Here is a 12,017-nt window from a genome sequence, read left to right as displayed (position 1 = left end):
TTACCAGGTAATGCTGTTTTCTATCTCCTGCGTTTAATGTATAATGTTTTTGTGTAAAATGTGTGTAAATAACGTAGGGAGGGCGGCGGCCTTGGTCAAAAAGGATGATAAGCATTTGGCGAATAGGAGTTCATTTGCTAATTTATCGAGGAAAAAAAAGCAGCAAAAAATTATATTTGGCATACTTGCCGTTGTGCTTGGAGTGGGCCTGGTAGGTTCATCCATGTTCTGGGCTTTTGGCGATAACGATATATCGTTTAAAGGCAAAGCAGCTGATGTACAGCAAACGAGTACCGTTGACCAAAAGATAGCCGACTTGGAAGCTCAATTAATGGAAGATAAGGGGAATACCGCATTGATGGATCAGCTGGCTAAGTTGTACAGGGACGGCGGCCAGAGCCAGAAAGCGGTAGATACTTATGTTAAAGCATTAAAAATCAAGCCGGGTGACGTAGATATGCACAAAGAACTGGGCGTGACTTATTTCTTAATCGGCGATTATGATAAAGCTACAGCTCAAATGCAGCAAGCGTTGGAACTAAAGCCCGACGATGCCTATGCGCATTATTACGCGGGGCAGTTTTACGGCTTTCGCAGTGACGAAGGCCGCGATGTGCTCAAGGGAATAGAAGAATTGGAGAAATTTATAAGCCTTCGTAAAGAAGGATCTGATGTAGAAAAGGCCAAGCAGTATATTAAGGAATTGCAAGCGGGCCGGAATTAGCTGGCGGGCCAGGGCTACCTGGCTCGTTCTGTTATAAATTACCGTGGGCATCCACTTAAGTTAATTATATAATTAACTTATTAATTAAGTAAAAGGGGAATGTGTATGGCCATGAAGCAGCTTGATAATATACAGGCATCCGGGACCACTGCTTCTCATACCGCAAAGCTGCTGTCTCTTTTGTTGGCGGTGTTGTTCATGGTCAGTACGTTTATGTTGATTAGGGTACCGGAAAGTGTCAGGGGATATATATACGGTGTATTTCGTGAAATAGCCCGGGCTCAGATGCTTTTGCGCACTCACGGGTGGCAGCATGCCGAGGATGAGTATTTAATTATACGTTATCAGGGCAGTAAAGAAGAAGCTGAGTTGGTGAGGGAAACCACTCGGCTATGTTATCAGCGTATCTGCGACGATTATAACTTTACACCGGTACGAAAAATACCCATTGTAATTTATGCCTCCCGGGAAGAATTAAATGCCAGCTTTGGTTGGCCGGCCAGTGAAAACGCTATGGGTGTATATTGGGGAGGAGTGATCAGGGTGCTGGAACCGCAGGTCTGGATAAATGAAAGTGATCCGGAGGCGGTGCGGCATATCTTCCAACAGGCCGGTCCCATGGCTCATGAGATGACCCACCTGGTATTGGATTATTTGGCTCAAGGTAATTACCCCCGCTGGTTTACTGAAGGACTTGCTCAGTATGAAGAATATAAAATTACCGGATTTTTATTCAGTCAGCCGGAAGGAATTTGGGACCGAGGATTGTATCCATTAGATAAAATGGACCGTAACTTTGACTCTTTGCCCGATCAAGCTCTTGCTTACAAGCAGTCGTTATTGGCGGTGGAGTACATTGTGTCGGTCTATGGTGAAGATGGACTGCATAGAATTATTAACAATTTAGCACAGGGTATAAGTTTTCAGGACTCAATGATACAAGCCCTGGGGACGGCTCCAAAGCAGTTTGAAAGTCAGTGGCACGCCTGGTTGTCCAGGGAGTTGCACCAGCCTTTGTTTATCAAGCGGGAGGATAATGCTTAAAAATGGACAAACTGATTATTAACGGGGGGCGTCCGCTGCGGGGCAAGGTACGTGTCAGCGGTGCCAAAAATGCGTCTTTGGCAATTCTGTGCGCTACTATTATGGCCGGCGATGAAGTGGTGCTGGAGAATATTCCTGACATCAGTGATGTAAGAGTCGTGCTGGAGATAATTAAACATATCGGTTCCGAGGTAATTTGGTTAAGCGAATCATCGCTCAGGATCATTGCACCTACTCGCATAGCAGCAGATCCTCCATGTGATCTGGTAAAAAAATTGCGTGCTTCCAATTTGCTCCTGGGTCCAATGCTGGCCAGGTTCGGGTACGCCAGGGTCTCTCTGCCCGGTGGCTGTAATATTGGGGTCAGGCCCATGGATCTACATTTTAAGGGTTTGGCCGGTATGGGCGCGCAAATCGATTTGGACGGTGGATTTGCCGTGGGTAAAATCACCCGCCGCTTGAAGGGGGCCCGTATTTATCTGGACTTCCCAAGTGTGGGTGCCACTGAAAACATTATTATGGCGGCTTGCCTGGCTGAGGGACAAACTGTGCTTGAGAACGTGGCCAAGGAACCTGAGATAGTGGACTTGGCAAACTTCCTCAACTGCCTGGGTGCTAAAGTGCGGGGTGCGGGTACCGATGTTATTAAGGTAGAAGGGGTGTCCCAACTGGGTGGGTGCGTGCGTTACGCCGTTATTCCGGACCGCATTGAATCCGGCACCTTCATGGTGGCTGCGGCAGCCACCCGTGGGCATCTGGTGCTTGAGAATGTGATACCCCTGCACGTGGAACCCATCTGTGCCAAGTTGCGGGAGGCCGGTGTAGAAGTTCACGAGGATAACGACATGCTGACCGTTAATGCCACCGGCGAGTTGAAACCCGTGGATATAAAAACGATGCCCTACCCGGGATTCCCCACCGATATGCAATCGCAAATGATGGCTTTCTTATCCACGGTAAAAGGTACCAGTATTATTATTGAAAATATATTTGAGAACCGGTTCCAAATTGCCGATGAGTTGAAAAGAATGGGTGCCAATATCAAGGTGGAAGGTCGTATGGCAGTGGTAGAAGGGGTGGCCAATTTATGTGGCACCAGGATTAAAGCCACTGATTTGCGTGCCGGAGCGGCGCTGGTAATTGCCGCGCTGATGGCCCGGGGGCAAACTGAAATATGCAACACTCATTTTATCGACCGAGGTTATCACATGTTGGAAGAAAAGCTAAGCAATCTGGGCGTAGAGATAAAACGGGGTCAGGCTTAAACTTTATAAACTTATCTGCAAAAGGCGTCAATTTACGCCTTTTTTTATTTGCTCCTAAAATAGTAAATGCTATTTTTATTGTTATTTACAAGCTATGCTTTGTGAAAATATGGGTTGTTGCTAAACCCCGACAACCTTGAAATTGCCAGGCATTATAAGCGAAAGTTCATTTAAATGAGTGAGTTTTTCTGGAAGAGGCTGTAGTGAAATTAGGCTTTGAGGAAATGATGTTGGTTATAACATTTAGAATACGCTTTGTTAAGCTTATATGTATTGTCTAAATTTACGTGAAGGCGGGCCAAAGATGCGGGTTACGGTAGCTGCGGCGGGTAAATTAAAGGAAAGATACTGGCGTGAGGCAATTGCGGAATACAGTAAGCGGCTTAGCGTCTATTGCCGCCTGGAAATAGTTGAAGTAGCGGACGAAGGCTTTGCTGAGGGTTTGTCGATCGCTGAAGGGGAAAAAATTAAACAGCTGGAATGGCAAAAAATTAACCGCCACCTCCGGGCGGATACCTACCTGGTGACTCTGGACGTGCAAGGTGAACAGGTGGCCTCGGAGGAATTATCCGCCCGCTTGGATAAACTGACTCTGGCGGGGCACAGTGACATTACCTTTGTGATTGGCGGCAGCCTTGGTTTGCCGGCCCAAGCTCTCAAACAGGCCCATTGGCGGCTGTCTTTCTCCCGCCTGACTTTCCCGCACCAACTCATGCGGGTAGTTTTATTGGAACAAATCTATCGTGCTTTTAAAATATCACGTGGTGAACCGTACCACAAGTAAAGCAAGATAGACCGGCAATAAAGGGCGGATCATGCCCGATAGGTTGAGGCGGGCATGATCCGCCTTTATTGCTTAAGGTATAAAAATTAAGATAGGTTAAATAATAACAATAATAAAAATATAGGAGGTGGATCACAGTTGTCATTTAACCTATCTCAAAAAGAGAATATGTTACTGCAAGATCAAAAAAAGCATGAAGAACTATGCATACAAAAGTATCAAAGCTATGCTCAACAGGCCCGGGATCCTCAGCTTAAACAGCTGTTCAATTCACTGGCACAACAAGAACAACAGCATTTGAATACTGTAAATCAGCTGTTAAGCGGTCAGGTTCCCAATCTGCAACAAGGCCAACAAAGTCAGAGCCAGGGTCAAAGTCAGACCCAAAGCCAGGGCCAATATTCACAAGCAGCTGCCCGGAACAATGCCCCGGGCGCCGCAAGCCAGAATGATATCGAGATGTGTAACGATATGCTGGTTACCGAAAAGTATATTTCCGGTACATACGACAATACAATTTTCGAATGTACCAATGCTAATGCCCGGCAGGCATTAAATCACATTCAAAAAGAAGAACAGCAGCATGGTGAGGCTATCTTTAATTATTTACAAAGCCAAGGCATGTATAACGTTCAGTAAATATCTTAATTTCGAGCCTGTAAAAATTCTTGGGTTTTATATAGTTTTGTTTTAAAGGCATTAAGAGCAAACGTGGAGGCTGCTTGTCAATCCCGTTTGCTCTTTTCTTTGTAAACGGGGATGTTGTATAATATACTGACATAAAATTGGATGCGAAAAGGAGAGTTGTTCTTATGCAAGGAAAAATTCAAATGAAAGTTCCGCTGGTGGAAATAGACGGCGATGAAATGACCAGAGTTATCTGGCGGGATATCAAAGAGGTTTTATTGACTCCTTACATAGATTTAAAAACGGTATACTTTGATCTGGGACTTAAGCAGCGGGACGCAACAGACGACCGGATAACGGTGGACGCTGCCCGGGCCGCCAAAAAATACGGTGTGGCGGTCAAATGCGCCACTATTACCCCCAACGCCCAGCGGGTCGGGGAATATAACCTGAAACAGATGTGGAAGAGCCCCAACGGAACTATCCGGGCTATTCTGGATGGCACGGTTTTCCGCACACCGATTATTGTCAAGAATATAAAGCCTTTTATAAAAACATGGTCAAGGCCCATTACCATTGCCAGACATGCTTACGGCGATATTTACAGGGGCGTTGAAATGAAGATTGCCGGCCAAGGCCGGGCGGAGATTGTTTTTACGAATCAGGACGGAAATATATCCAGAGAGGTTATTCATGAATTTGCCGGTCCCGGCATTATCATGGCTATGCATAACCTGGATAAGTCCATTGAGAGTTTTGCCAGGGCCTGCTTTAATTTCGCGCTGGATCAAAAGCAGGATTTGTGGTTTGCCACCAAGGATACCATTTCCAAGCGATACGATCATAACTTTAAAGATGTATTTCAAGATGTTTTTGCCAAAGAATATCAGGATAAGTTTTCGGAGGCGGGAATTGAATATTTCTATACATTGATTGATGATGCCGTGGCCAGGGTGGTACGCAGTTCGGGCGGCTTTATCTGGGCCTGTAAGAATTATGACGGTGATGTAATGTCGGATATGGTGGCTACCGCCTTTGGCAGCCTGGCCATGATGACATCGGTGCTGGTCTCGCCTGATGGCTGTTATGAGTATGAGGCGGCCCACGGGACGGTAACCAGGCATTATTACCGCTATCTCGAAGGTGAAAGAACGTCGACCAACCCAATGGCCACTTTATTTGCCTGGACAGGCGCGTTGAAAAAAAGAGGTGAACTGGACGGTATCCCCGGCTTGGTTCAGTTTGCCGGTAATCTGGAACAAGCGGCTATAGATACCATAGAAGAAGGGATAATGACCAAAGATTTGGCTTTGCTGGCGGAAGGGGACAAAAAGACAGTCAATACCGCGGAATTTTTGCAAGCGGTTCATGCCCGCCTGGGACGGGATTTTCGTATGTGATTAATTATCTAAGAGGGATATCGCACCCGGATTTTGCGCTGTTCGATGAAACCCTGCTCTTATTGCTGTGGCCTTGTTTTTGAAGCCTCTGACGATACCGTGACTTTGGTATAAAGGATTATTGACATATAGGTAGAAAACGAGAGAAAATGTAATGGTCACATAATTGGCAGTTTTTCGGGTTAATATATGGAAATATGAACCAAATTTAAGCATAATACAATGATCCCGCTCAAGGAGGTTTGAAATAAAATGAAGGACCCGCATAATGAACTGTCCAACAGCACAAATTTTATTCAGAGCATCATTAATGAAGATCTAAAAAATAACAAAGATAACAATCGTGTACACACCAGGTTTCCGCCTGAGCCCAACGGTTACCTGCATATTGGACATGCCAAATCCATTTGCCTGAATTTCGGTCTGGCCGAAACATACGGCGGCTTATGCAATTTGCGGTTTGATGATACCAATCCAACTAAAGAGGAAGTCGAATATGTAGATTCCATTAAGGCGGATGTTAAATGGCTGGGCTTTGACTGGGATGACCGGTTGTTTTATGCTTCAGATTATTTTGAGTTGCTCTACGGGTATGCCGTTGCGTTAATTAAATCGGGCAAAGCCTATGTATGTGATTTAACTGCCGAGCAAATCAGGAAGTATCGCGGTACGCTGACGGAACCGGGGAAGGACAGTCCCTACCGTACGCGTTCGGCGGATGAAAACCTGGATTTGTTCCAGCGGATGAGGGCGGGCGAATTTCCGGACGGGTCCCGCGTGCTGCGGGCGAAAATTAATATGGCGTCACCCAATTTGAATATGCGTGACCCGGTGCTGTACCGCATCCAGCGGGCTAATCATCACCGTACAGGCGATAACTGGTGTATTTATCCCATGTATGACTATGCCCACCCCATTTCGGATGCCATTGAAGGGGTTACGCATTCCATCTGCACCCTGGAGTTTGAAGATCACCGCCCGCTGTATGATTGGGTGCTGGATAACGTGGATGTTTCATGCCAGCCGCAGCAGATTGAATTTGCCAGGCTTAATCTTAGTCATACCGTAATGAGCAAGCGCAAGTTGCGGGCACTGGTAGAACAAGGATTTGTCAGTGGCTGGGACGACCCGCGTATGCCTACCATCTCGGGTTTGCGCAGGCGCGGCTATACCTCTGAAGCCATTCGGGACTTTTGTGAACGGATCGGCGTCGCCAAAAGCAACAGCTTTGTCGATATAGCCATGCTGGAACATTGTATCCGTGAAGATTTAAATGCCCGGGCCATGCGGGCGATGGCGGTGTTGCGCCCGCTAAAGGTTATTATTGACAACTACCCGGAAGACCGGGTGGAGATGCTGGAAGCCGAGAACAATCCCGAGCATCCCGATATGGGTTTCCGGCAGGTGCCTTTTACCCGGGAACTGTATATTGAACAAGATGACTTTCGTGAGGACCCCCCCAGGAAATTCTTTCGCCTGGCTCCGGGGCGTGAAGTGCGGCTTAAACATGCTTATGTTATTAAATGTGAACGGGTGGTCAAGGACGAGCAAACCGGCCGGGTGCTGGAGCTGCATTGCATTTATGATCCCGAAACGCGCAGTGGTATGTCTAATGAGGTGCGCAAGGTAAAAGGCACATTGCACTGGGTTTCGGTTGCCCATGCGGTTAAAGCCGAAGTGCGCTTGTATGACCATTTGTTCGTCAAAGAAAACCCGGAAGAAGACGAAGATTTCCGGGTAAATTTGAATTCCGGGTCGCTGGAGGTATTGACCTGCCTGGTGGAACCCAGTCTGGCGGATGTACAGCCGGGCAGCCGGTACCAGTTCTTAAGACAAGGCTATTTTGGTGCCGATATGGATACATCAGCAGGCGCACCGGTTTTTAACCGGATAGTGTCGTTAAAAGATTCCTGGGCCAAGATACAAAAGGCACAGGGCAATAAATAGTTAAAGTTAAAGAGCCGATTCGAAAGCGGGCTTGGGTGCCGGGTGTTGAAAGGTTGAAAATCTCAGATTTTTAACCTTTCAACATCCGGCACCTTCCACCAACCTTTCAACATCCGGCACCTTCCACCAACCTTTCAACATCCGGCACCTTCCACCAACCTTTCAACATCCGGCACCTTCCACCAACCTTTCAACATCCGGCACCTTCCACCAACCTTTCAACACCCGGCACCTTCCCCTGGCTTAGTTGTTGTACGGGGCGAATGAGGCCCAGTGCTCCTCATTTACTGTCGCTTCCACCCGGATACCTTCCGGGCCGTATTGTTCGCTGTAAACTTCACCGTACTGATGCAGCAGTGCCACCAGGTCTGTTCGGTCGTAGGGCAGCCGGCCTTTAAACAGCCGCCGGTGGCGAAGGGTATTTTGGGCGATTGATTCCTTAAGCTGTGCAAGGCCGGTGCCGGTGCGGGCGGATACTTCCACAGCCTGGCGTTGGCCCGATAGTTTTACTTGTTCCAGCAGTTGGCGGTTGACCGGCTGGTCTATTTTGTTAAAGACCAATATGGTTTGCTTATCCAGCACCCCCAGTTCCCTTAAAACACTTTCCACGGCGGCAATTTGTTCGACAAGCTCGCTATGGCCCGCATCCACAACATGCAGCAGAAGATCTGCCTCGATTACTTCTTCCAGGGTGGCCCGAAAAGCCTTTACCAAGTGGTGCGGTAATTTGCGAATAAACCCCACGGTATCGGTTAACAGTATTGCCCGGTTGCCGGGCAGCTGCAGGCGGCGGGTGGTGGGGTCCAGCGTGGCAAACAGCCGGTCCGCTGTATACACCTGCGCCTGGGTAAGGGCGTTCAGCAAAGTGCTTTTCCCGGCGTTGGTGTACCCGACCAGCGCTGTCACAGGCGTGGCCGAATCCCGGCGGTTTTGTCTTTGTTGTCGGCGGTGCCGGCGTACTTGTTCCAGGGCGTCGGTAAGCTCATCAATGCGTTTCCTGACATGTCGTCGGTCGGTTTCCAGTTTGGTTTCCCCCGGGCCGCGGGTGCCGATGCCGCCGCCCAGGCGGGACAGGACGGCGCCTTGTCCGGTGAGACGGGGCAGCAAATAGCGCAGTTGGGCCAGTTCAACCTGTAACTGCCCCTCTCTGGTGCGGGCCCGCCGGGCGAAAATGTCCAGTATTAAAGTTGTACGGTCTATAATACGGCAGCCAATGGCGTTTTCCAAATTGCGGGCCTGGGTGGGGGTTAATTCGTCATCAAATATAACCAGCTCCGCTCCCAAACGCTGCCGCTGCAAGGCCAACTCCTCCACTTTGCCCCGCCCGATAAAAAAGGCCATGTCCGGCCGCTGCCTGCGCTGGGCCACTCTGGCTACGGGATTTGCCCCCGCGGTGTCGGCCAGCAAGGCCAGTTCGTCAAGGGTATTCTCGTGGTCTATGGTAACCAGTATCGCCTTCTCAGCCGACTGGGTTCCGGTTGTCCACATGGCCGCGGGGGGGATAATGCGCTCCTCAATGTCCCGGATTAATGCTGGCAGAGGAAATTCGACTAATTGGTCTATAGACATTGGCCCGTAGTTCTGAAAGTTTTTGGTAATTTGTCCATCCTGCGGTTCCAGACAAGCCAGCCAGGCTTCTTTTGCTTTACCCTCCAGCACTCCCAGGGCCACCATCGCATCAAGGCGCATATCGTAAAGGGCCGCGTAGTCCACTGTGCTTAATTGCCCATTGCCCGAAGGATGGGTATGGATACAGCGCAGGCCCGCCAGACGGTAAGCACCGCGTCGTTTGCTTTGCGCCTTAAGCTGTACCGTTGCGGCATCGCCCACCCCAACGGATACCACCTGTCCCTGTCGGTCAATAAATACGGCCAATTCCCGCTGGCTGCCGCCGGATATATCAGCTATAATCCGGACTATTTCCAGCGAGATGATCATGCTTTTATCGATTGCCAGGTCATAAATACTTTGCAATAAATCCAGGTCAAACTTTTTGAGACCCCGGGTATTTCCGTAGACGGTTTTGGTCAAATATAATCACATCCCTAATGGTCGTTATGTATAAAAACAATTATAGCATAGACATAATCGACAGCAAGCAAATTAGATAGCGGCGATGATTTTGCCATCTACCACCTGTGGACTAAGACGGTGCGGTCAGTTAAAATAAAACCGTGGGATATAAAAAAGTCGTATCTTAGGAAGGAATATTATAAGAAAGTAACGAATACAATTATATGGTGCAAAGCTTTTGATTTTTTGACTTGAGCAAACTTCTACATCAGATCGGTTTACATCCGTTGTTGCCCGCTTGGTTACAGGTATCAAATATAAGGAAAACGAGAACGTGCGCCGGGCATTGTGACTTGTTGAACATGCTCATTGGCTAAAAGCCCGGTGCGGCTTTTATATTCGATAAGGAGCGGCAAAACGGTGCTTGCGGACAATTGCCATCTACCACCTATAGACTATGGCTCGCTAATTGGTTACAATTAATAGAAAGTTCTTTTTTCTTATTATGGACAAGTTATGAGCAGGTTTTTAAAAAAATAACATGGGCAGGAAGGAATAATACAAAAAATAACGAATTTCTTACTATACTGTTCTATACTGTTTCCTTGTAAAGTTATAGCTGTATATTATTCCTTGGCCTCAGACGTAAAAGGTGCGTTTAGTAAGGCTGAGTTTTCGCGTCTTTGCGGCTTTGTTATTTATATTTGGAAGGAGGTGTCACCGGGCTATCGAATCAGCCATTAAATCATAAATTTTCTAGCTATTTAGTCTACTAACAAAAGGAGGTATTGCAGTGCCTTTTGAGCCAAAAGAACCGCAAAAGGAAATTAAGTACGAAGAGACAAGAATTTACTCCGAGGCAGAATTAAAAAATTATACGGACGAAGAACTTAAGAATTTTAAAGTTAAACATGAGATTCCCGACCTGGAAGAGTTGGAAAAAGGCCCGTGGCCCAGTTTTGTATCCGATGCCAAGCAGGAAGCCCTGCACAGAAGGAAACTGGCCGATGACAGAATGCTCATCGACAGGGATGTTGTCGAGGACATGCTTGGTCAGCTTCAAGTATCCTTTGACGAAGGTGAAACACACTGGAAACACGGCGGTATCGTCGGCGTGTTTGGTTACGGCGGCGGCGTTATCGGCAGATATTCCGACCTGCCGGAAAAATATCCTTCAATTGCCCATTTCCACACCATCAGGGTTAATCAGCCGGCCAGTAAGTTTTATAATTCCGATTTCCTGCGGACTGTTTGTGACCTGTGGGAATACCGGGGCAGCGGCCTGATGAACCTGCACGGTTCCACCGGTGACATGGTGCTGTTGGGGACCACCACCGAGCAATTGGAACCAATTTTCTTCGAGCTTACTCACGTATTGGGCCAGGATATCGGTGGTTCAGGTTCCAACCTGCGCACACCTTCCTGCTGCATCGGTAAAGCCCGTTGCGAATTTGCCTGCTATGATACCCAGGCTTTGTGCTATGAATTGACTCAGTATTATCAAGACGAGTTACACCGTCCGGCTTTCCCGTACAAGTTCAAATTCAAGTTTGATGGCTGCCCGAACGGCTGCGTGGCCTCTATTGCTCGTTCCGATATGTCCTTTATCGGTACCTGGAGAGACGATATCCGCATTGACCAGGATGCGGTTAAAGCTTACATCGCCGGTGATGTATTGCCTAACGGCGGTGCGCATAGGGGAAGAGATTGGGGTAAATTTGATATCCAAAAAGAAGTTATTGGTCTGTGCCCCACCAAGTGCATGTCCATGGTTGACGGCGAGCTCGTGATCGACAACAAAGAATGCACCCGCTGCATGCACTGTATCAACGTTATGCCCAAGGCGCTCAGACCTGGTAAAGATACCGGTATCAGCATTCTTTTGGGAGCCAAGGCACCTATTCTGGAAGGCGCCCAAATGGCTACGCTCATCGTTCCTTTCATGAAGGCCGAACCGCCTTACGACAACATTAAAGAGTTCATCGAGAAAGTATGGGAATTCTGGATGGAAGAAGGCAAAAACCGTGAGCGTTTGGGTGAACTGATGCAGCGCTTTGGTCTGCCGAAATTCCTTGAGATTATCGGACTGCCGCCCGCACCGCAGATGGTTAAAACTCCGCGTGAAAACCCGTATATCTTCTGGAAGGAAGAGGACGTACCCGGCGGCTGGACCAGGGATATTAAAGAATATCGGGCCAGACATAAGAGATAGG

Annotated in this window: 9 protein-coding genes; 8 read left to right on the top strand and 1 reads right to left on the bottom strand. The window is 48.0% G+C overall.

All coding sequences use genetic code 11. The annotated features are described in order from the left end of the window. Nucleotides 1–91: 91 nt before the first annotated feature. From ABDB91_RS19755 to ABDB91_RS19725, 7 genes are all read left to right on the top strand, one after another. The gene (locus ABDB91_RS19755; RefSeq protein ID WP_347489457.1) at nt 92–724 is read left to right on the top strand and encodes a tetratricopeptide repeat protein; all 633 of its coding nucleotides are present in this window, start codon (nt 92–94) and stop codon (nt 722–724) included. A gap of 105 nt (nt 725–829) precedes the next feature. Further along, nucleotides 830–1,768, top strand: coding sequence for a hypothetical protein (locus ABDB91_RS19750; protein WP_347489456.1), 939 nt, complete (start codon nt 830–832; stop codon nt 1,766–1,768). Between the two features lie 2 nt (nt 1,769–1,770). Continuing rightward, nucleotides 1,771–3,033 carry a UDP-N-acetylglucosamine 1-carboxyvinyltransferase gene (gene murA / locus ABDB91_RS19745; protein ID WP_347489454.1) on the top strand — a complete coding sequence of 421 codons (1,263 nt, stop codon included), beginning with the start codon at nt 1,771–1,773 and terminating at the stop codon, nt 3,031–3,033. A 304-nt stretch (nt 3,034–3,337) separates the two neighbouring features. After that, complete coding sequence (gene rlmH, locus ABDB91_RS19740) at nt 3,338–3,817, top strand: 23S rRNA (pseudouridine(1915)-N(3))-methyltransferase RlmH (RefSeq protein WP_347489452.1); 480 nt, start codon at nt 3,338–3,340, stop codon at nt 3,815–3,817. Between the two features lie 168 nt (nt 3,818–3,985). After that, nucleotides 3,986–4,456 carry a spore coat protein gene (locus ABDB91_RS19735; protein ID WP_347491672.1) on the top strand — a complete coding sequence of 157 codons (471 nt, stop codon included), beginning with the start codon at nt 3,986–3,988 and terminating at the stop codon, nt 4,454–4,456. 173 nt (nt 4,457–4,629) lie between these two features. After that, nucleotides 4,630–5,844 carry an NADP-dependent isocitrate dehydrogenase gene (locus tag ABDB91_RS19730; protein ID WP_347489451.1) on the top strand — a complete coding sequence of 405 codons (1,215 nt, stop codon included), beginning with the start codon at nt 4,630–4,632 and terminating at the stop codon, nt 5,842–5,844. A gap of 252 nt (nt 5,845–6,096) precedes the next feature. Continuing rightward, a complete protein-coding gene (locus ABDB91_RS19725) occupies nt 6,097–7,791 on the top strand; it encodes a glutamine--tRNA ligase/YqeY domain fusion protein (protein ID WP_347489450.1) in 1,695 nt (564 codons plus the stop codon). Nucleotides 7,792–8,034: 243 nt separating this feature from the next. Here the strand turns inward: ABDB91_RS19725 and hflX are convergent, their stop codons facing one another. Next, the gene (gene hflX / locus ABDB91_RS19720; protein ID WP_347489449.1) at nt 8,035–9,822 is read right to left on the bottom strand and encodes a GTPase HflX; all 1,788 of its coding nucleotides are present in this window, start codon (nt 9,820–9,822) and stop codon (nt 8,035–8,037) included. Between the two features lie 775 nt (nt 9,823–10,597). On the opposite strand from hflX, the gene dsrA reads away from it, so the two are divergent. After that, nucleotides 10,598–12,016: a dissimilatory-type sulfite reductase subunit alpha gene (gene dsrA / locus ABDB91_RS19715; protein ID WP_347489447.1), complete on the top strand. Its 1,419-nt coding sequence runs from the start codon at nt 10,598–10,600 to the stop codon at nt 12,014–12,016. Nucleotide 12,017 lies beyond the last annotated feature (1 nt).

Source organism: Desulfoscipio sp. XC116 (assembly GCF_039851975.1).
Taxonomy (GTDB): domain Bacteria; phylum Bacillota; class Desulfotomaculia; order Desulfotomaculales; family Desulfallaceae; genus Sporotomaculum.
This window is presented reverse-complemented; position numbering and strand designations above follow the sequence as displayed.

What these genes read in the sequence shown, in the direction of transcription:
- ABDB91_RS19735 (WP_347491672.1), top strand. Translation starts at nt 3,986, where the DNA reads ATGTTACTGCAAGATCAAAAAAAGCATGAAGAACTATGCATACAAAAG.
- ABDB91_RS19725 (WP_347489450.1), top strand. Translation starts at nt 6,097, where the DNA reads ATGAAGGACCCGCATAATGAACTGTCCAACAGCACAAATTTTATTCAG.
- ABDB91_RS19730 (WP_347489451.1), top strand. Translation starts at nt 4,630, where the DNA reads ATGCAAGGAAAAATTCAAATGAAAGTTCCGCTGGTGGAAATAGACGGC.
- murA (WP_347489454.1), top strand. Translation starts at nt 1,771, where the DNA reads ATGGACAAACTGATTATTAACGGGGGGCGTCCGCTGCGGGGCAAGGTA.
- rlmH (WP_347489452.1), top strand. Translation starts at nt 3,338, where the DNA reads ATGCGGGTTACGGTAGCTGCGGCGGGTAAATTAAAGGAAAGATACTGG.
- ABDB91_RS19750 (WP_347489456.1), top strand. Translation starts at nt 830, where the DNA reads ATGGCCATGAAGCAGCTTGATAATATACAGGCATCCGGGACCACTGCT.